Annotated in this window: 20 protein-coding genes; 13 read left to right on the forward strand and 7 right to left on the reverse strand. The window is 66.6% G+C overall.

Going from position 1 to position 18,940, the window contains the following annotated elements; genetic code table 11:
* Positions 1-13 precede the first annotated feature (13 nt).
* Positions 14-751, reverse strand: coding sequence for a cell division protein ZipA (zipA, locus tag C1933_RS12425; protein WP_108753528.1), 738 nt, complete (start codon positions 749-751; stop codon positions 14-16).
* A gap of 46 nt (positions 752-797) precedes the next feature.
* Positions 798-4,301, reverse strand: coding sequence for a chromosome segregation protein SMC (gene smc, locus C1933_RS12430; RefSeq protein WP_108753529.1), 3,504 nt, complete (start codon positions 4,299-4,301; stop codon positions 798-800).
* A 312-nt stretch (positions 4,302-4,613) separates the two neighbouring features.
* Between smc and C1933_RS20140 the strand changes: the two genes are divergently transcribed.
* Positions 4,614-5,201 (forward strand): DUF1963 domain-containing protein, encoded by a 588-nt coding sequence (locus C1933_RS20140; protein ID WP_159093999.1) that lies wholly within the window; start codon positions 4,614-4,616, stop codon positions 5,199-5,201.
* Positions 5,202-5,422: 221 nt separating this feature from the next.
* The gene (locus C1933_RS12435; protein ID WP_325051502.1) at positions 5,423-5,893 is read left to right on the forward strand and encodes a DUF1963 domain-containing protein; all 471 of its coding nucleotides are present in this window, start codon (positions 5,423-5,425) and stop codon (positions 5,891-5,893) included.
* Between the two features lie 110 nt (positions 5,894-6,003).
* On the opposite strand, the gene rplI is transcribed toward C1933_RS12435, so the two are convergent.
* The 5 genes from rplI to C1933_RS12460 all read right to left on the reverse strand — a co-directional run bounded on the left by rplI (position 6,004) and on the right by C1933_RS12460 (position 8,530).
* Positions 6,004-6,456: a 50S ribosomal protein L9 gene (gene rplI / locus C1933_RS12440; protein ID WP_108753531.1), complete on the reverse strand. Its 453-nt coding sequence runs from the start codon at positions 6,454-6,456 to the stop codon at positions 6,004-6,006.
* A gap of 104 nt (positions 6,457-6,560) precedes the next feature.
* On the reverse strand, positions 6,561-6,791 hold the full coding sequence (rpsR, locus tag C1933_RS12445; RefSeq protein WP_002804494.1) for a 30S ribosomal protein S18: 231 nt from the start codon (positions 6,789-6,791) through the stop codon (positions 6,561-6,563).
* Positions 6,792-6,802: 11 nt separating this feature from the next.
* The gene (rpsF, locus tag C1933_RS12450) at positions 6,803-7,240 is read right to left on the reverse strand and encodes a 30S ribosomal protein S6 (RefSeq protein WP_049445625.1); all 438 of its coding nucleotides are present in this window, start codon (positions 7,238-7,240) and stop codon (positions 6,803-6,805) included.
* Between the two features lie 248 nt (positions 7,241-7,488).
* Positions 7,489-8,031: a CbrC family protein gene (locus C1933_RS12455; protein WP_108753532.1), complete on the reverse strand. Its 543-nt coding sequence runs from the start codon at positions 8,029-8,031 to the stop codon at positions 7,489-7,491.
* A 160-nt stretch (positions 8,032-8,191) separates the two neighbouring features.
* Positions 8,192-8,530 (reverse strand): iron-sulfur cluster assembly accessory protein, encoded by a 339-nt coding sequence (locus C1933_RS12460; protein ID WP_006452998.1) that lies wholly within the window; start codon positions 8,528-8,530, stop codon positions 8,192-8,194.
* A gap of 130 nt (positions 8,531-8,660) precedes the next feature.
* Here C1933_RS12460 and asnS point away from each other — a divergent pair, with 130 nt between their 5' ends.
* From asnS to C1933_RS12515, 11 genes are all read left to right on the forward strand, one after another.
* Positions 8,661-10,055, forward strand: coding sequence for an asparagine--tRNA ligase (asnS, locus tag C1933_RS12465; protein ID WP_108750010.1), 1,395 nt, complete (start codon positions 8,661-8,663; stop codon positions 10,053-10,055).
* Between the two features lie 30 nt (positions 10,056-10,085).
* Positions 10,086-10,385, forward strand: coding sequence for a hypothetical protein (locus C1933_RS12470; protein WP_005410232.1), 300 nt, complete (start codon positions 10,086-10,088; stop codon positions 10,383-10,385).
* Positions 10,386-10,392: 7 nt separating this feature from the next.
* Positions 10,393-10,707, forward strand: coding sequence for a hypothetical protein (locus C1933_RS12475; RefSeq protein WP_108750011.1), 315 nt, complete (start codon positions 10,393-10,395; stop codon positions 10,705-10,707).
* A 10-nt stretch (positions 10,708-10,717) separates the two neighbouring features.
* Positions 10,718-11,356, forward strand: coding sequence for an FMN-binding negative transcriptional regulator (locus C1933_RS12480; RefSeq protein ID WP_108753533.1), 639 nt, complete (start codon positions 10,718-10,720; stop codon positions 11,354-11,356).
* A 74-nt stretch (positions 11,357-11,430) separates the two neighbouring features.
* Positions 11,431-12,093: a carbonate dehydratase gene (gene can, locus C1933_RS12485; protein ID WP_108750013.1), complete on the forward strand. Its 663-nt coding sequence runs from the start codon at positions 11,431-11,433 to the stop codon at positions 12,091-12,093.
* Positions 12,094-12,109: 16 nt separating this feature from the next.
* On the forward strand, positions 12,110-12,631 hold the full coding sequence (locus C1933_RS12490) for a 3-hydroxyanthranilate 3,4-dioxygenase (protein WP_108753534.1): 522 nt from the start codon (positions 12,110-12,112) through the stop codon (positions 12,629-12,631).
* Positions 12,632-13,126: 495 nt separating this feature from the next.
* Entirely contained in the window at positions 13,127-14,401 is a 1,275-nt protein-coding gene (gene kynU, locus C1933_RS12495) for a kynureninase (RefSeq protein WP_108753535.1), read from the forward strand.
* A gap of 31 nt (positions 14,402-14,432) precedes the next feature.
* Complete coding sequence (locus tag C1933_RS12500) at positions 14,433-15,800, forward strand: NAD(P)/FAD-dependent oxidoreductase (protein WP_108754833.1); 1,368 nt, start codon at positions 14,433-14,435, stop codon at positions 15,798-15,800.
* On the forward strand, positions 15,800-17,239 hold the full coding sequence (sbcB, locus tag C1933_RS12505; protein ID WP_108753536.1) for an exodeoxyribonuclease I: 1,440 nt from the start codon (positions 15,800-15,802) through the stop codon (positions 17,237-17,239). The genes C1933_RS12500 and sbcB overlap by 1 nt, the downstream gene beginning before the upstream one ends.
* A complete protein-coding gene (locus C1933_RS12510; RefSeq protein ID WP_108753537.1) occupies positions 17,236-17,922 on the forward strand; it encodes a DUF2461 domain-containing protein in 687 nt (228 codons plus the stop codon). The genes sbcB and C1933_RS12510 overlap by 4 nt, the downstream gene beginning before the upstream one ends.
* Positions 17,922-18,914 carry an aldo/keto reductase gene (locus C1933_RS12515; RefSeq protein WP_108753538.1) on the forward strand — a complete coding sequence of 331 codons (993 nt, stop codon included), beginning with the start codon at positions 17,922-17,924 and terminating at the stop codon, positions 18,912-18,914. Before C1933_RS12510 ends, C1933_RS12515 begins: the two co-directional genes overlap by 1 nt.
* Positions 18,915-18,940: the final 26 nt, after the last annotated feature.

Raw genomic sequence — 18,940 nt, forward strand, 5'->3', positions numbered from 1 at the left:
TCGACTGGCGCTGTTACCAGCGCGGGGTCTTGGTCAGCGGCGGGGCCTGGTGCTGGCGGTCGTAGGCGCGCAGTTCGTCACGGATATGGGCGATGCGCTGGCGGCCCAGGGCGTTGCGGCTGTCATCCAGCACCACGCCATCGAGCAGTTCGGCCATGCGCTGCACGGTGGGCAGCATCTTTTCCCAGGCATCGAGCGCGGTCAGCGGCGCCGGCAGGGTCAGGAAGAAGGCGATGGCCGGGGTTTCCATGGCGCGGATGTTGGCCATGTCGAAGCTGCCCGGCTTCATGATGCTGGCCATGGAGAAGATCGGGCCGCGCTCGGGGTGGCCTTCCACCAGCCGGTGGAACACGTTCATGTGGCCGAATACCAGGCCGGTCTTTTCCGCCGCCACCACGATGTCTTCGCCACGCAGCTGTTCGCCTGCGCGGGCGGCCACGAACAGCGAAACGATCTTGTCGAAATCCTGGGTGGCGCGCTTGCCAAGATCGTTGGCCGCGCCGTCTGCATCGGCCAGGCCCAGCTCGGCCTGCTGACCCTCTTCGCCCAGGCCGGGTTCGCTGCGGGTCTCGGCCAGCGGTACGCCGTCCTCGCCCAGTACCGGTTCGCGGCGCTCGCCCGCAGCCGGCTCGGGGCCGTCCACGCGGCGCCCCTGCGGCTTCTTCTTGGGGCGACCAAACAGGAAGATCGCAGCCACCAGCAGCAGGCCGGCGGCCAGGATGCCGATGCGCAACAGTGCCGTGTCGGACATTCGATGGGTTCTCCGGCTAGTTCATTCAGGTAACTAGAATGGCACGTCAGGCCGCGCCCGCCAATCGCGCGGCTTCTTCCAGGTCCACGCTGACCAGGCGGCTGACGCCCGGTTCGCGCATGGTCACGCCGGAAAGCTGGTGCGCCGCTTCCATCGTCGCCTTGTTATGGCTGACGAACAGGAACTGCACCTTCTCGCTCATTTCCTTGACCATGTTGGCCAGGCGACCGACGTTGGCCTCGTCCAGTGGCGCGTCCACTTCGTCCAGCAGGCAGAACGGCGCGGGGTTGAGCTGGAAGATGGCAAACACCAGGGCCACCGCGGTCATCGCCTTCTCGCCACCGGACAGCAGCGAGATGCTGGACACGCGCTTGCCGGGCGGGCGCGCCATGATGGTCACGCCGGTGTCGAGCAGGTCTTCGCCGGTCAGTTCCAGGTAGGCATGGCCGCCACCGAACAGGCGCGGATACAGCGCCTGCACGCCGGCGTTGACCCGGTCGAAGGTGTCCTTGAAGCGCCCGCGGGTTTCGCGGTCGATCTTGCGGATCGCATCTTCCAGGGTTTCCAGCGCGGTGGTCAGGTCCGTGTGCTGCGCATCCAGGTAGTCCGAGCGCTGCGAGGCCTCGCCGTACTCATGGATGGCGGCCAGGTTCACCGGCTCCAGCCGGCGCATGCGCGCGTCGATCTGGTGCACGGCCTGCTCCCACTCGCCCAGGCGCGCATCGTCCGGCAGCGCCTCCAGCACCTCGGCCATCACGAAACCGGCCTTTTCCACGGCGGCCTGCAGGGTCTCGGCGCTCAGCACCAGCGCCTGCTGGTCCAGCCGGCGCTGGGAAATACGCTCACGCTGGGCCAACGCCTGCTCGTCACGCTGGTGGCGGGTCTGTTCATAGGTGCGCAGGTCGGCATCGATGCCGTCCAGCAGGGTGCGCGCCTCGGTCAGCACGCGATCGGCGCGCACACGCTCTTCCAGCGCACGCTGGTGCTCGGCCTGCAGCGATTCCACCGGCGAATCGCCATCGTCCAGCTGCGAATGCAGTTCGCCCAGGCGCGAATCCAGCTGGCCACGCTGGGTGCTCATGCGCTCCAGCGCCTGCCCCAGCGACGCCAGCTGCGCACGCTGCGATTCCAGGGTCAGTGCCAGCGCATGCGAACGCTCGCGCACCGCACGTGCAGCATCACGGGCCAGATCGCGCGCTTCGGTCAGCTGGCGGCGCTCGCCTTCCAGGCCCTGCCGGGTCGATTCCAGGTCGCCCATGCTGCTGACCGCGTTTTCCAGCCGCGAACGCGCTTCGCGCGCCTGTTCGTTGTTGGCGTCCAGCGTCTCCAGCAACTGCTTCAGCTCACCTTCGATGCGGTCAATGCGGGCACGCGCGGCCTCCACCTTGCCCTGCTGGCCCTGCAGCTGGCCGGCCAGTTCGGATACGCCGCGATGGGCCTGGTACAACGTGCGCTGCGCGTCCTCGCGCTGCTGCTCGGCGGCCAGCAACTGCTCGCGCAGGCCGGCCAAGCGCTCTTCCAGCTCGGCCTCGCGATCCTGCAGCTGTTCGATCTGTTCGCGCAGCTCATTGATCTCACGTTCGCGCAGCAAGGCGCCCTGCTGCGCGGCGCCGGAGCGCGACACGCGCAGCCAGCCCTGGCCCAGGCGCTCGCCGTGCTGGGTGATGATGGAATCGCCTTCGGGCAGACCGGCCTGCAGCGTCTTGGCCTCGGCCAGGTCGCGGGCACCATGCAGGTGCGCCAGCAGGCGACGGATCGCCACCGGGCCACGCACGCGCGCGGCCAGCGAGGTCGGCGCCACATCCAGCGCGGCGTCATCGCTGGCGACCAGCGCAATGCGGCCTTCGCCCAGCTCGCCGAGCGCATCGACCAGACCGGACGGGTCATCGACCAGCACGCCTTCGATCAGTTCGCCCAGCGCACTTTCCACGGCATTTTCCCAGCCGGCATCGACGTCCAGACGCTCGCCGACACGCGCCGCCGAATCCAGGCCGTGCGACTGCAACCAGGCCACCGCAGCACCCTGCTCCTGGCCCAGTGCGGCCTGCTGCAGGGTTTCCAGCGAGGCCAGGCGCCCGCGCAGGCCATTGACCTGCTTGTGCAGCTCGGCCAGTTCGTTCTGACCCGCGCGCTGCTGTTCCTGCACGGCGGCCACGCCTTCCTTGCGGTGCTCGACCGCTTCGGTCAGCTCGTCCAGCGCGGTCTTCTGCGTGTCGTGCTGCAGGTGCAGCTGTTCGAACGCCTCTTCCAGTGCCTGGACATCCAGGCCGGCACGCTCGGCCACCAGCGCCTCGCGGCGGCGGTCGGCATCCAGGATCTGCTTGTCCAGGTAGTCCACGCGGGTGCGCTCGACATCGCCGGCGCGCGAGGCCTCCGAGCTCTGCGAGGTGTGGTGTTCCCAGCGCTGCTGCCAGCTGGCCAGGCGGTCCTCGGCCTCGCGCAGGCTTTCCTGCTTGATCTCGTTCTCTTCCTGCAGCGCTTCCAGCTGCGGGGTCGCGTCTTCGACGGCCTCGCGCAGCACGCCCAGGCGCGCCTCGTCGCAGCTGATGTGCTGGCCCAGCTCGGCCAGCGCCTGCTGGGTTTCGTCGCGCGCCTTGTGCAGACGCTGCGACAGCTCGCGCTGGTGCTGGATCTGCTGTTCCACCCGGGCGAGCGTGCTGCCCACCTGGTAGACCGCCGCCTGTGCGGTGTTCAGGGCGTCGGCCGCCTCTTCGCGGCGCACGCGCGAGGTTTCGATATGGGCTTCGGCTTCACGCTGCTCGGCAATCAGTTGCTGCAGGCGGGTCTCTTCCTGCAACAAGCCTTCGCGCAGCTTGGAAAGACGGCCATCCAGGCCGCGGAGTTCCAGCGCCTTCCACTGCCCGTCCTTCACCCGGCGCTCTTCCTGCAGCGCCTGGTACTGCTCGGCCTGCTTGGCCTGGCGCTTCAGGTGTTCGAGCTGCTTGCCGATCTCATCGCGCAGGTCGCCCAGCCGGTCCAGGTTCTCGCGGGTATGGCGGATGCGGGTTTCGGTTTCCTTGCGGCGTTCCTTGTACTTGGAAATGCCGGCGGCCTCTTCCAGGTACACGCGCAGGTCTTCCGGGCGCGCCTCGATGATCTGGCTGATCATGCCCTGCTCGATGATCGAGTAGCTGCGCGGGCCCAGGCCGGTACCGAGGAACAGATCGGTGATGTCGCGGCGACGGCACTTGGTGCCGTTCAGATAATAGTTGCTGGTGCCGTCGCGGCTGACGGTGCGCTTGACCGAGATTTCGTTGAACGAGGCGTACTCGCCGGAAATCGTGTGGTCCGAATTATCGAAGATCAGCTCGACGGTGGCCTGCGAGACCGGCTTGCGGGCATTGGAACCGGAGAAGATCACGTCGGTCAGCGAGTCGCCGCGCAGGCGGCTGGCCGAACTTTCGCCCATGACCCAGCGCACGGCGTCGATGATGTTCGACTTGCCGCAGCCGTTGGGCCCCACTACGCCGGTCATATTGGTCGGCAGGTGCAGGGTGGTCGGATCGACGAACGACTTGAAGCCGGACAGCTTGATCGTGGAAAGACGCATGGCGTGATTGGGTTCCGGGCAAGGGCCTTACGGCCGCCACCATAGTGGATGTCAGGTCAGCCAGCACCTCAAGCCCTTGATTTCAAAAGAATTCAACAAGGCCAAGGGTGACGCAATGGAATGAGTATAGCGGGGCGAATGTTCCACGGGCGGGATGACGGGCGCGGAGAGCCCGTGGAGTGGACCCCGATGTCGCTTTACGCCCGGCGCGCGGGACTACCCAGGCAACGAGCAAAGTGCAAGTTATTGATATTTATTGGTTACTGAACCGAGTCGCAGCCCTGCACAACAGAAGCTGTGCAGGATGGACGGATGTACCGACCGCTTTCATTTACCCCCACCTACGACGCGGCGACTGTTCCCGTGCTCGGAGGAACCGCTTGGCTGGATGCCCGCGCCCCTTGGCCAACCAGCATCCATAGACACCCGTTGCTTCACCTGGCTAGCTTTCCGACCACATTCATTCGAAACCACGTCCCCGGACTCGACCTAGCGCCCGGGCTGATCATTTCGGTCTTCACGCCATACCTCACCTCGGGCGAGCAGAGATTCGAAGAAGCCATGAACCACGGCGGCCGTGTAATTGCTCACTGGCCCGGGCGTGAACCGACGCCTTCTCCCTGCGCTCCGATTGGACCACTCCACATTTGCGCCGGGACGGCGGTGGCTGAGGGCGAAGCACCTCACGGAGGTTCGAAGATTGGTGGGCGGCCTTACTGGCTGCAGGATGACGAATCGGAGGGCCAAGTGTTCGCCCTTCAATTCGACGAATTCGATCTTGATAAGGCAGCTCCGACGCATCGAGGAATCCTGGTCGGGGGGATGGGCTATCTGTTGCTTGATCGCAACATTCCCTCACCTTCGAAAAACTGCGGTCGATTCGTCATCCAGACGACTTGAGGGACGGGCCAAGTCAGTTGCCCGACATCGGCCGGCCATGACTTATCAGACCGGACAAGAACAGGTCATCGCTGGCTCGGCCCTCAACGCCATCGGACTCATCCATGTACAGAGAACTTGTATTCGAAAATTATGGCCAAGCTCCGGGCTGCGCTTTCTTGGGAGGCGCCCCATACCTGTCTCCCGATACTCCTTGGCCTTGCGACGCCAAGGGAAAGCCAATGCTTCATCTTGCGAGCCTGCCTGCGCCGTTCGTTCAAGCGCACGCTCCGAAGATCGCTATCAAAGCGAATCTCTGCGTTTCGATTTTCACACCCTATGACGTTCGTGATGATGCCTATATCGAGACCGCTATACAGGCTGGCGGACGTGTCATCGCCTATGTACCTCACGCGCTCGGTGCACGCAGCGCAGCACTCCCATTTGACCCGTGTCTGATCAACACTGGCGCAGCTTCCATCCCAGATGACGCCCAAAATGGAATCGCCAAAATCGGCGGAATTCCTACCTGGCTCCAGGATGATTGCAGTGAAGGACGGGAATTCATCCTCCAGATCAACAGTTCCCGCTTGAACCGGGCAGCGCCAACGCATCGAGGAATTCTTGTCGGCGGAATGGGATACCTGCTGCTTGAACGCAACATTCCCGCACCTTCAATGGACTGCGGTCGATTCGTCATCCAGACCACCTGAACAACCAGTCGAGCATGGCTCGACTCTACATACCCGACTATCGCCCGAAACAAAACGGGCACCCATGCGGGCGCCCGTTCTGCGGTGATACCCGGCCTTTTGGCCCGGAATCAGGCCTTTTCGGCTTCGACCACAACCTTGACGGTGGTTTCCACGTCGGCGTGCAGGTGCACCAGGACGTCGTATTCACCGATGTTGCGGAAGGCGCCTTCGCCCAGGATGACTTCGCTCTTGCTCAGCTCCAGGCCGGCAGCGGTGAAGGCATCGGCGATTTCGCGGGCGCCGACCGAGCCGTACAGCTTGCCTTCGGTCGAAGCGTTGGCGGCGATGGTCACGCTCGCGCCTTCCAGCTTGGCCTTGCGGGCTTCAGCGTCGGCGTGGATGGACTGTGCCTTGGCTTCGTATTCGGCGCGCTTGGCTTCGAACTCGGCCTTGTTGCTCTCGGTGGCCGGCACGGCCTTGCCCTGCGGCACGAGGAAGTTACGGCCGTAGCCCGGCTTGACGGTGACCAGGTCACCCAGGTTGCCGAGGTTGGTGACCTTCTGCAGGAGGATCAGCTGCATGGTAGTGCTCCAGATAAGTTATTCGTTAGCGAGGCAGCGCCCCGCAACTGTGGCTGTCCGAATAGCTGGCACAGCGGGGCGGCACGGGGCCGCCCCGCCGGGCATCAGACGTCGTGGTTGTCGGTGTACGGAATCAGGGCCAGGAAGCGAGCGCGCTTGACGGCGGTCGCCAGCTGACGCTGGTACTTCGACTTGGTACCGGTGACGCGGCTCGGCACGATCTTGCCGTTCTCGGTCAGGTACTGGCGCAGGGTGTTGAGATCCTTGTAGTCGATCTCCTTCACACCTTCAGCCGTGAACTTGCAGAACTTGCGGCGACGGAAGAACTTGGACATGGGAAGGCTCCTTAGGCGGCGGAAGCGGCGTCGTCGCCGGCTTCGTTGTCAGCGGTGGTGGTGGACTCGCCTTCTTCGTCGTCACGACGACGGCGCTCACCGCGCTCCGGCTTGTCACCCTTCTCGTCCTTGCTCTTCATGATCAGCGACTGCTCGGTGTCAGCCTCGTCACGCTTGATGACCAGGTTGCGCAGCACGGCGTCGTTGAAGCGGAAGCTTTCGGTCAGCTCGTTCAGCACGGCCTGGTCGGCTTCGATGTTCAGCAGCACGTAGTGCGCCTTCACCAGGTTCTGGATCGGGTACGCCAGCTGGCGGCGGCCCCAGTCTTCCAGACGGTGGATGGTGCCGTTGCCGTTCTCGACCAGCGACTTGTAGCGCTCGATCATGGCCGGGACCTGCTCGCTCTGGTCCGGGTGGACCATGAACACGATTTCGTAATGACGACTCATGTTTTTTCTACCTTTCGGATGTGGCCTTGCGGCCGGACAGCCCCCCGCCGTGGATACCGCGGTGGGGCAAGGGTTCCCGCCCAGAGGGCAGGAAGCCGCGCATTATGGCGCAGATGGGGGTGGCGGGCAACCCGGCCCGCCGTGCCGTCGTGCCGTCGTGCCGTCGTGCCGACCAAGGTCGGCACCCGCCGGGCCTGGATCTCGTGCCGACCAAGGTCGGCACCTACCAAGCCTGAACGGTGACGGTGTCAGCCCAGATCGACGTGAAGGCGGTGCTGGCCGCACTGCAGGCACTGGAACAGGCAACCGACCATCTCGCCATCACGGGTCAGGCACTCCAATACCCCGTCGGCGTCGCGCGGATTGACCGCCGCCACGTCCGGCCGGACCTGGTCCAGGATCGGCAGCAGGTCTTCGCCGCTGGCGAATCCGAGGAACGCGCAGGGCCGTTCACAATGGCTCAGCCACACCGACTGTTGCCAGGACGGGTAGCCCGGGGTGCGCTCGCAGATCTCCAGCAGCATCTCACGCGGGATGGTCGGCGGCGGGTCGGCCGGGTCCGGCGACACCCCCTCGATGTCACTCCAGCCGGTGAATTCGCCCTCGAAACGTGCCGACGCACTGCCATCGGCAATGCACCACGGGCACAGGTAGTCGGGCTTCCGGGCGGTGTAGAACGGCCCGCGATAGCGCAGCGCGCGCGACTGGCCGCAGCCGTCACAGACCCCATCGACCGTTTCGAAGGCGGTCGCGTAGGCGTTGGGGTGGTAGGTGAAAACCGGGCGTTCCATCCGTGGGTCCTTTCGTGCCGACCAAGGTCGGCACCTACCAGGCGGGGTGCGGTTGGCACCTGCCAGGCGGGTTGGCCGGGCCTTTCGCCGGCGGGGTTGCGCCGGGCCATAGCGGGCGGGGTAGCGCCGGGCCATCCCCGGCGGGCGCCGGGACCGCGCGTCAGGCCTTGTCGGCGTCGGTGGTGAAGCTTTCACCGCAACCGCACTCGGCGGTAGCGTTCGGGTTGCTGAACGTGAACGTTTCGCTCAGGCCGTGCTTGCCGAAGTCGATCACGGTGCCGTCCACCAGGGCCAGGCTCTTGGCATCGACGTAGATCTTCACCCCGTCTTGGTCGAACACGGTGTCACCCTCGCGCTCGTCTCGGGCCAGGTCGGTCACATGGCCCCAGCCGGAGCAACCGGTCTTGGTCACGCCGAAGCGCAGGCCCAGGGCGCCGGGGGTCTGGGCTACGAAGCGCTGCACGCGCTCGAAGGCGATGGGGGTCAGGCTGACGGCCATGAGGCTCACTCCAGGGGTACGGGGACATTATAAGGAGCCCAGCGGCGCGAAAAATGCCTCGCAAGCAGAACGCTGCAACCGGTAAACTCCCGTGTTCACAGATCGAGTCGATCAGCAGAGGATTCAAGTCATGACGGTGGTCAGCGTTGAACATGCGCTTGCCGGGAAGATCCCGGAAGGCGGCGAAGTCACGGTACGCGGTTGGGTGCGCACGGTGCGCGGTTCAGCGAATCTGGCTTTCGTGAATGTGAGCGACGGCTCCTGCTTCGCCCCGATCCAGGTCGTGGCCAACGACACCCTGGGCAACTTCGACGAGATCAAGCGCCTGACCAGCGGCTGCTCGGTCATCGCCACCGGCACCCTGGTGAAGTCGCAGGGCAAGGGCCAGTCGTTCGAGATCCAGGCCAGTGCGCTGGAAGTGGTCGGCTGGGTCGAAGACCCGCTGACCTACCCGATCCAGCCCAAGCCGATGTCGCCGGAGTTCCTGCGTGAAGTGGCGCACCTGCGCCCGCGCACCAACCTGTTCGGCGCGGTCACCCGCATCCGCAACTGCCTGGCCCAGGCCGTGCACCGCTTCTTCCACGAGAACGGCTTCAACTGGATCAGCACCCCGATCATCACCACCTCCGACGCCGAAGGCGCCGGCCAGATGTTCCGCGTGTCCACCCTGGACATGGTGAACCTGCCGCGCGACGAGAAGGGCGCGATCGACTTCAGCCGCGACTTCTTCGGCAAGGAAACCTTCCTGACCGTGTCCGGCCAGCTGAACGTCGAGGCCTACTGCCTGGCGCTGAGCAAGGTGTACACCTTCGGCCCGACTTTCCGCGCCGAAAACAGCCACACCACCCGCCACCTGGCGGAGTTCTGGATGATCGAGCCGGAAATCGCCTTCGCCGACCTGGCCGAAGACGCGCGCCTGGCCGAGGAATTCCTGAAGTACCTGTTCCGTGCCGTGCTGAACGAGCGTGGCGACGACCTGGCCTTCATCGCCGAGCGCGTGGACAAGAACGCGATCACCAAGCTGGAAGACTTCATCAACGCGCCGTTCGAGCGCATCGATTACACCGATGCGGTCAGCCTGCTGCAGAAGTCCGGCAAGAAGTTCGACTTCCCGGTCGAATGGGGCCTGGACCTGCAGACCGAGCACGAGCGCTGGCTGACCGAAGAACACGTCGGCCGCCCGGTGGTGGTGACCAACTACCCCGAGCACATCAAGGCCTTCTACATGCGCCTGAACGACGACGGCAAGACCGTTGCCGCGATGGACGTGCTGGCCCCGGGCATCGGCGAGATCATCGGCGGCAGCCAGCGCGAAGAGCGCCTGGACGTGCTGGACGCGCGCATGGCGCAGTTCGGCCTGGATCGCGAGCATTACAGCTGGTACCGCGATTTCCGCCGCTACGGCTCGGTGCCGCACGCCGGCTTCGGCCTGGGCTTCGAGCGCCTGGTGGTCTACGTCTGCGGCCTGTCCAACATCCGCGATGCCATTCCCTACCCGCGCGCCCCGGGCAGCGCGGACTTCTAAGCCCCACACGAGCACGGAGGTACTGCCCCCATGACCCTGTTCTTCGCCCTCTGTTTCGTCGGCGTTGCAGTGGCCGGGTTCAGTGCCTTCGTGATCTTCTGGCCGCTGACCCTGGTACACGTGCGCGACCGCCATCCGGCGCTCGCCGCGCGCTTTGGCAGTGGCGCCTTCCTCAAGCCCGACGCCCTGGCTTGGTTGCTGCGCCGCGACTATCGCCAGCAGCCGGACCGCTCGCTGTCCGGGCTGGCGACGCCGGCCTGGGTATCGCTGCTGACCCTGCTGGCCGGACTGGGCATGGCTGCCCTGCTCTGGCTGGCCTCGCTCTGGTAATACGCACATGAACGACAACAACGACGCCCGCGACAGCTGGTGGCTGGCCAGCCTTGGCAACACCCTGATCTGGGCCCGCCTGCGCGTGCGCCCGGCCGGCACCGCCGAAGTGCTGGACAGCGATGGCAACACGCTGAGCTACGACAGCGAAGATACTGCCCGTTCGCAGCTGTTCGATGCCGAATTCGTCGAGTACGACGGTCTGGACGAAGAAGACGCGTTGGTCCGCGGCTTCAGCCTGCATGAAGTACAGCCGCCGCAGGCCGGCAGCGATGAAGGCCTGCGCGGCCGCATGGTGCAGTCGCTGGGCGGGCGCGCCTGAGCCCAGGCCGATGTTCACCCCGCGCGCCTTCGCCGAAACCGACCTGCGCTGGCTGGACCGCCTGCTGGCCCGCGATGCGTTTGTCACCGTGCTGACCACCGGTGAGGACGGCCTGCCTGAACTGACCCGGATGCCGGTGCTGTACCAGCGCCAGGGCACCCGGATCGAACTGCGCGGGCACTGGGCCCGGGCCAACCCGCAGTCGCGCCGCGACGGCCCGGCCAAGGTGCTGGTGGATGGCCCGCACGGGTACGTGTCGGCCAGCTGGTACCCCGACAAGGAACCCGCCGCACGCGTTCCCACCTGGAACTACGCGGCCGCCGAACTGCGCGGGCAGCTGCAGCGGTTCGACGACCCGGCCGCACTGGCCGACCTGGTCGGCGCCATCAGCGACCATTACGAAGCCAGTGTCGGCCAGCAGTGGCAGTTCGAGGCTGACCGCCCCGAACACGGCCCGGAACTGCGCGCCATCGTCGGCTTCCGTTTCCAGGTTGAACACGTGCAGGTGAAGCTGAAGCTGAGCCAGAACCACCCCGAAGCCAACCAGCTGGCGGTGATCGCTGCGCTGGATGAGCTGCACACCCCCGCATCGACCGAGCTGGCGCAGTGGATGCGCTGGCACCGCGACGAGGCCGCCGCCGGCGGCTGAGTGCCCGTTTCCCCACCACGACGCGGCCGGAAGGGCCGCCTCGTGCGCCCACCTGACGTCAGGGACACCCGAACATGAAAGACATCCACAAGCTGCTGCAGAACAACCGCGAATGGGCCGACCGCATCGAAAAGGAAGACCCTGAGTTCTTCCACCAGCTGGCCAAGCAGCAGCATCCGGAATACCTGTGGATCGGCTGTTCCGATTCGCGCGTGCCGGCCAACCAGATCATCGGCATGGCCCCGGGCGAGGTGTTCGTGCACCGCAACGTGGCCAACGTGGTGGCCCACAGCGACCTGAACTGCCTGAGCGTGGTGCAGTACGCGGTGGACCAGCTGAAGGTGAAGCACATCCTGATCGTGGGCCATTACGGCTGCGGCGGCGTGCACGCTTGCCTGCACAACACCCGCGTGGGCCTGGCCGACAACTGGCTGCGCCACGTGGGCGATGTGGCGCAGAAGCACGCAGCCATCCTCGATGCGATCGACGATGACGAGCTCAAGCACGCACGCCTGTGCGAACTGAACGTGATCGAACAGGTCGCCAACCTGTGCCGCTCCACCATCGTGGAAGACGCCTGGGCGCGTGGCCAGAAGCTGATGGTGCACGGCTGGGTGTACAGCCTGAAGGACGGCCGGGTGAGCGAGATGGGTATCGACGTCGGCGCCCAGGACGAGCTGAAGCCGGCATACGAAAAGGCCCTGGCCTTCGTGCCCCGCCACGGCAAGCGCGACTGACCGACCGGAGACTGCCATGCTCGCCTCGCCGATCAACCTGCTGGCCTGGATCGAAGAACACCGGCACCTGCTGAAGCCGCCGGTGGGCAACAAGATGATCGAGAACGGCGACTTCATCGTGATGGTGGTGGGCGGCCCGAACTCGCGCACCGACTACCACTACGACGAAGGTCCGGAGTGGTTCTACCAGCTGGAAGGCGAGATGGTGCTGAAGGTGCAGGAAGACGGTGCCGTGCGCGATATCCCGATCCGCGCCGGCGAGATCTTCCTGTTGCCGGGCAAGGTGCCGCATTCGCCGCGGCGCCCGCCCGGCGGCGTCGGCCTGGTGGTCGAGCGCAAGCGCCTGGCGCACGAGCGCGATGGCGTGATCTGGCATTGCGAGCAGTGCAACCACAAGCTGTACGAAGAGTACTTCACCCTGCAGAACATCGAAACCGACCTGCCCAAGGTGTTCGCGCGCTACCAGGCGAGCCTGGAACTGCGCACCTGCAGTGAATGCGGGCACGTGGACCCGTTGCCGGCGCCCGCGGCGGGCTGAGGCCCACACCGGTAGGCGTCCACCTTGGTGGGCGCATGGAGCTACCAGCGCCAACCAAGGTTGGCCACTACCAGAAAGCGCAGCGCCCACACCGGTAGGCGCCCACCTTGGTGGGCGCATGGAGCTACCAGCGCCAACCAAGGTTGGCCACTACCAGAAAGCGCAGCGCCCACACCGGTAGGCGCCCACCTTGGTGGGCGCATGGAGCTACCGGCGCCAACCAAGGTTGGCCACTACCAGCAGACGCGACGCCCGCACCGGTAGGCGCCCACCTTGGTGGGCGCATGGATCTACCGGCGCCAACCAAGGTTGGCCACTACCAGAAAACGCGGCGCCCGCACCGGTAGGCGCCCACCTTGGTGGGCGCATGGATCTGCGAGCGCCAACCAAGGTTGGCCACTACCAGCAGATCGCGACGCCCGAAGCGTGGCCGCGACGCCCCGGGCAGGCGCCAGGCGCTACACTGGCAATCCCGTTGCAGCCTGTTGCCCGCCCATGTCCGATCTGCTCAGCCGCACCCACGCCATTGCCCTGGACGCTGCCGATCCGCTGCGCCCGCTGCGCAACGAATTCCTGATTCCGCGCCATGGCGGCGGTGAGCAGACCTACTTCGTCGGCAACTCGCTGGGCCTGCAGCCGCGCGGCGCACAGGCGGCGGTGCAGGAAGTGATGAAGCAGTGGGGCGAACTGGCCGTGGAAGGTCATTTCACCGGCCCCACCCAGTGGCTGTCCTACCACCGCCTGGTGAGCGCGCAGCTGGCCCGCGTGGTCGGCGCCCTGCCCAGCGAAGTGGTGGCGATGAACACGCTGAGCGTGAACCTGCACCTGATGATGGTCAGCTTCTACCGGCCCACCGCGCAGCGTCCGGTCATCCTGATGGAAGCCGGCGCCTTCCCGACCGACCGCCACGCGGTGGAAGCACAAATCCGTTTCCACGGTTTCGACCCGGCCGACTGCCTGGTGGAAGTGCAGCCGGATGAAGCCAACGGCACGATTTCGCTGGCCGCCATCGAGCGCGCCATCGCCGAACACGGCCCGCGCCTGGCGCTGGTGCTGTGGCCGGGCGTGCAGTACCGCAGCGGGCAGGTGTTCGACCTGGACGCCATCACCCGCGCCACGCGCCTGCAGGGCGCCCGCATCGGCTTCGACCTGGCCCATTCGGTCGGCAACGTGCCGCTGCACCTGCACGATGTGGCGCCGGACTTTGCCGTATGGTGCCACTACAAGTACCTCAACAGCGGCCCGGGTGCCGTGGCCGGTGCCTTCGTGCACGAGCGCCATCACCGCGATACCACCCTGCCGCGTTTTGCCGGCTGGTGGGGCCATGAAGAAGCCACGCGCTTCCAGATGTCGCCACAGTTCACCCCCGCCGTGGGCGCCGAAGGCTGGCAGTTGAGCAATCCGCCGATCCTGGGCCTGGCCCCGCTGCGCGCCTCGCTGGACCTGTTCGAACGCGCCGGCATGGAGGCGCTGCGCAGCAAATCGCTGGCGCTGACCGGCCTGCTCGATGCACTGGTGCGCGCGCGCCTGCCGCAGGTGCTGGACGTGGTCACTCCGTCCGAACCGGAACGCCGCGGCTGCCAGCTGTCGCTGCGGGTGATCGGCGGCCGCGAACGTGGCCGCGCGCTGTTCGAATACCTGCGTGGCGTCGGCGTGCTCGGCGACTGGCGCGAGCCGGACGTCATCCGCATTTCGCCCACCCCGCTCTACAACCGCTACCTGGACGTGCACCATTTCGTCGAGGAAGTTGAAGCCTGGGCCGGCCTGTAAGCCGCGCCCTCTCCTATTGCTGGACAGTTCGTTGATCGCACACGCTTCCCGCTCCCTGAGCATCATCGGCGCCGGCCTGGCCGGTTCCCTGCTGGCCATCCTGCTGTCGCGGCAGGGCTGGCGCATCACCCTGTACGAACGCCGCGGCGACCCGCGCGTGGCCGATTATGAAAGCGGCCGTTCGATCAACCTGGCCCTGGCCGAGCGCGGCCGCAATGCGCTGCGCCAGGCCGGCGTGGAAGAGGAAGTGATGGTTCGCGCGGTGATGATGCGCGGGCGCATGGTTCACCCACGCGACGGCCAGCCGCAGCTGCAACGCTATGGCCGCGACGACAGCGAAGTGATCTGGTCGATCCATCGCAGTGAACTGAACACCACGCTGCTGCAGCTGGCCGAAGAAGCCGGTGCCACCGTGCATTTCCACCGCCGCCTGCACACCGTGGATTTCGACGCCGGCTACGCGCGCTTCATCGATGACCGCGACGACAGCCCGCATGACATCCGCTTCGACAGCCTGATCGGCGCCGACGGTGCCGGTTCGGCACTGCGTGCGGCAATGAACCGGCGCGCGCCGCTGGGCGAGGACATCGCCTTCCTCGACCATTCCTACAAGGAACTGGAAATCCCGCCGGCCGCCGATGGCAGCTTCCGCATCGAGCGCAATGCGCTGCACATCTGGCCGCGCGGCCACTACATGTGCATCGCCCTGCCCAATCACGAAGGCACCTTCACCGTCACCCTGTTCCTGCCCAACCAGGGCAACCCGAGCTTCGCCACGGTCAACACCGGTGCGCAGGCCGAGGCGCTGTTCGCCGCCGAATTCGCCGATGCGCTGCCGCTGATCCCGGACCTGCGCGCGGACTGGGAACAGCACCCGCCGGGCCTGCTGGGCACGCTGACCCTGGAGCGCTGGCACCAGGACGGCCGCGCCGTGCTGATCGGCGATGCCGCGCATGCGATGGTGCCGTTCCACGGCCAGGGCATGAACTGCGCGTTCGAAGATTGCGTGGCGCTGGCCCGGCACCTGATGGACGCCGACGATCTGCAGGGCGCCTTCGCCGCCTTCGAGGCCGAGCGCAAGCCCAATGCGCAGGCGATCCAGCAGATGGCGCTGGAAAACTACCTGGAAATGCGTGACCGCGTGGCCGACCCGGCCTTCCTGCTGCAGCGCGAGCTGGAACAGGAACTGCAGCGGCGCTGGCCGACCCGCTTCGTGCCGCACTACACCATGGTCACCTTCCTGCACACGCCGTATGCCGAAGCGTTGCGCCGCACCGAACTGCAGCGCGACATGCTGGTGGCGGCCACTGCCGGCCACACCACGCTGGACAACATCGACTGGGCCGCACTGGAAGCGCAGATCCACGCGCAGCTGCCGGTGCTGGAGGGCGCGCACTGATGGCTGACAGCTTCCTGTTCTATGACCTGGAAACCTTCGGCCAGGATCCGCGCCGCACCCGCATCGCGCAGTTCGCGGCCATGCGCACCGACGCCGATCTGAACGTGATCGACACGCCGGTCAGCTTCTTCGTGCGCCCGGCCGATGATCTGCTGCCCTCGCCCATGGCCACCCTGGTGACCGGCATCACCCCGCAGCAGGCCATGGCCGAGGGCGTGAGCGAGGCCGAGGCGTTCGACCGAATCAACGAACAGATGTCACGGCCCGGCACCTGTGCGCTGGGCTACAACACCCTGCGTTTCGACGACGAATTCATCCGCTACGGCCTGTTCCGCAACTTCCACGATCCCTACGAGCGCGAGTGGCGCAACGGCAATTCGCGCTGGGACCTGCTGGACATGCTGCGGCTGATGCGCGCGCTGCGCCCGGACGGCATCCAGTGGCCGCAGCGCGAAGACGGCGCGACCTCGTTCAAGTTGGAACACCTGGCCGAGGCCAATGGCGTGCGCGAAGGCGATGCGCATGAAGCGCTTTCCGATGTGCGCGCCACGCTGGGCATGGCCCGCCTGTTCAAGCAGTCGCAGCCGCGCCTGTGGGACTACGCCCTGAAGCTGCGCGACAAGCGCTTCGTCGGCAGCCTGCTGGACGTGGCCGCGATGCAACCAGTACTGCACATTTCCATGCGCTACCCGGCCAGCCGCCTGTGCGCGGCGCCAGTGCTGCCGCTGGCCATGCACCCGACCATCGGCAACCGCGCCATCGTGTTCGATCTGGACGGCGAAGTGGACGACCTGCTGGCGCTGCCGGCCGAGGTGATCGCCCAGCGCCTGTACCTGCGCGCCAGCGAACTGCCCGAGGGCGTGGCCCGCGTGCCGCTGAAGGAAGTGCATCTGAACAAGGTGCCGGCGCTGGTGGCCTGGAACCACCTGCGTGCGGATGACCATGCACGGCTGGGGCTGGACGTGGCCGCTATCGAAGCCAAGGCCGCGCGCCTGCGCGAGGTGGCGCCGCAGCTGGCCGAGAAGGCCCGCCAGGTGTTCAACCAGCCGCGCCCCCCCATGCTGACCGATGTGGACGCCTCGTTGTACGACGGTTTCCTCGGCGCCGGCGACAAGCCGTTGCTGGCCCTGGCCCGCACAAGCGCGCCGCAGCAACTGGCCGCGCTGGAAGAGCGCTTCCGCGACCCGCGATTGCCCGAACTGCTGTTCCGCTACCGCGCCCGCAACCATCCCGGCACCCTGTCGCCGGCCGAACAGGAACGATGGCAGGCGTACCGCCGCCAACGCCTGCTGGGCGAACAGGGCCTGGGCGAACTGAACCTGCCCCAGTACCAGCAGCAGATCGACGCGCTGGCCGCCGAAGCGCCCGACGACGTGCGCCGCGCTGAGCTGCTGCAGTCGCTGCGCGACTGGGGCCACCACCTGCAGGAGCAGCTGTGAGTACGTATTTTTCCGAGGCCAGTTTCAAGTTCCTGCGCAGCCTGGCGCGGCATAACGAAAAGGCCTGGTTCAACGACCATCGCCAGCAGTACGAAGACCACGTGCGGCAGCCGTTCCTGCGCCTGCTGGGCGACCTGCAGCCCGCGCTGGGCGAGGTCAGCGAGCACTTCCGCGCCGACACCCGCGGCGTCGGTGGATCGCTGTTCCGCATCCACCGTGACGCACGCTTCTCCAACGACAAGTCGCCGTACAAGATCTGGCAGGGTGCGCGCCTGTTCCACGAGCGCCGCCGTGAAGTGGCCGCGCCCTCGTTCTACATCCACCTGCAGCCCGGCGAAAGCTTCGTCGGCGCCGGCCTGTGGCACCCGGAACCGGAGACCCAGCGGCGCGTGCGCCACTTCATCCTGGACAACCCGGGCAGCTGGAAGGCGGCCGCGCACGGCGCGCCCCTGCGCAAGCGCTTCGACTTCGAGCAGAGCGAGAAGCTGGTGCGGCCGCCGCGCGGCTTCCCGGCCGACTTCGAGTTCATCGACGATCTGAAGCACCGCAACTGGGTCATGTGGCGTTCGCTGGACGATGACACCATGACCGGTCCGCGCCTGCTGTCGACCCTGGGCAAGGACCTGGCCACCCTGGCGCCGTTCGTGGACTACCTGTGCGCGGCACTGGACCTGGAGTTCTGATGGGCAACGCCCTGCCCCTGCCCCAGCAGCGCCGCATGCTGGGCCGCACCGGGCTGGCCGTCTCACCGGTCGGGCTGGGCTGTTCGGGCTTCTGGGGCCATCCGCGCTTCGCCGAGGACGCCGCTGCAGCAGTGGTCGAACACGCGCTGGCGCAGGGCGTGAACTTGCTCGACACCGGCCACAACTACTCCGGCTTCCACGCCGAACCGCGCCTGGGCCGCATCCTGCGCCCGCTGCTGGCACGCTTCCCGCGCGAGTCGCTGGTGATTTCCAGCAAGGGCGGCACGCTGACCGGGCAGGCCGGCATCAGCGGTGCCGAGCAGCGTGATTTCTCGCCGGCGGCGATCACCGCCAGTTGCGAGGCCTCGCTGCGCAACCTGGGCCTGGACTACCTGGACGTGTACCAGCTGCACGGCGCCAGCCAGCACGACATCAACGACGATCTGCTGCACTCGCTGGCCCGCCTGCGCGAACGCGGGCTGATCCGGCACACCGGCATCAACACCCATTCGGCCGCCACGCTGGAATGGATGATTGACCACCCGCAGGCCTTCGACGTGGTGCTGCTGGATTTCAACGCGTTGCAGCAGGACCGTGCGCCGCTGATCGATCGGCTGCACGCGGCCGGAATCGGCGTGCTGGCCGGCACGGTGCTGGCACAGGGGCACCTGCTGCCAGCACGCCCGCGCCTGCCCCGGCTGGCCGATGCCTGGTACCTGGCCCGCGCATGGCTGAAACCGAGCAGCCGCCAGTTGATGCGCAGTGCGGGCGTGATGCGCCGCGCGGTAGCGAGCATCCACAGCCAACGCCCGGCGCAGACCGCCTTCGCCTACGTGCTGCAACACCTGGGCGTGGCCAGCGGCATCCTCGGCACTACCCGCCTGCGCAGCCTGGATGAGGTGCTGGCTAGCCGCGTGGACGCGCTCAGCGCCGCCGAGCGGCAGCGGCTGGTGGCCGCCTTCGGTGATGGCCGCGGCTCACCCAGTCACTGAGTCTTCACCTGCGCAGCCGGCGTTTG

Source organism: Stenotrophomonas sp. ZAC14D2_NAIMI4_6 (assembly GCF_003086875.1).
Classification (GTDB): domain Bacteria; phylum Pseudomonadota; class Gammaproteobacteria; order Xanthomonadales; family Xanthomonadaceae; genus Stenotrophomonas.

Coding starts and splice junctions, on each gene's coding strand:
- C1933_RS12460 (WP_006452998.1), bottom strand. CDS start 8,530: ATGGCCGTCAGCCTGACCCCCATCGCCTTCGAGCGCGTGCAGCGCTTC.
- C1933_RS20140 (WP_159093999.1), top strand. CDS start 4,614: ATGTACCGACCGCTTTCATTTACCCCCACCTACGACGCGGCGACTGTT.
- C1933_RS12435 (WP_325051502.1), top strand. CDS start 5,423: ATGCTTCATCTTGCGAGCCTGCCTGCGCCGTTCGTTCAAGCGCACGCT.
- C1933_RS12455 (WP_108753532.1), bottom strand. CDS start 8,031: ATGGAACGCCCGGTTTTCACCTACCACCCCAACGCCTACGCGACCGCC.
- rplI (WP_108753531.1), bottom strand. CDS start 6,456: ATGCAGCTGATCCTCCTGCAGAAGGTCACCAACCTCGGCAACCTGGGT.
- C1933_RS12490 (WP_108753534.1), top strand. CDS start 12,110: ATGCTCGCCTCGCCGATCAACCTGCTGGCCTGGATCGAAGAACACCGG.
- C1933_RS12480 (WP_108753533.1), top strand. CDS start 10,718: ATGTTCACCCCGCGCGCCTTCGCCGAAACCGACCTGCGCTGGCTGGAC.
- kynU (WP_108753535.1), top strand. CDS start 13,127: ATGTCCGATCTGCTCAGCCGCACCCACGCCATTGCCCTGGACGCTGCC.
- C1933_RS12475 (WP_108750011.1), top strand. CDS start 10,393: ATGAACGACAACAACGACGCCCGCGACAGCTGGTGGCTGGCCAGCCTT.
- zipA (WP_108753528.1), bottom strand. CDS start 751: ATGTCCGACACGGCACTGTTGCGCATCGGCATCCTGGCCGCCGGCCTG.
- C1933_RS12515 (WP_108753538.1), top strand. CDS start 17,922: ATGGGCAACGCCCTGCCCCTGCCCCAGCAGCGCCGCATGCTGGGCCGC.
- smc (WP_108753529.1), bottom strand. CDS start 4,301: ATGCGTCTTTCCACGATCAAGCTGTCCGGCTTCAAGTCGTTCGTCGAT.
- C1933_RS12470 (WP_005410232.1), top strand. CDS start 10,086: ATGACCCTGTTCTTCGCCCTCTGTTTCGTCGGCGTTGCAGTGGCCGGG.
- rpsF (WP_049445625.1), bottom strand. CDS start 7,240: ATGAGTCGTCATTACGAAATCGTGTTCATGGTCCACCCGGACCAGAGC.
- rpsR (WP_002804494.1), bottom strand. CDS start 6,791: ATGTCCAAGTTCTTCCGTCGCCGCAAGTTCTGCAAGTTCACGGCTGAA.
- sbcB (WP_108753536.1), top strand. CDS start 15,800: ATGGCTGACAGCTTCCTGTTCTATGACCTGGAAACCTTCGGCCAGGAT.
- asnS (WP_108750010.1), top strand. CDS start 8,661: ATGACGGTGGTCAGCGTTGAACATGCGCTTGCCGGGAAGATCCCGGAA.
- can (WP_108750013.1), top strand. CDS start 11,431: ATGAAAGACATCCACAAGCTGCTGCAGAACAACCGCGAATGGGCCGAC.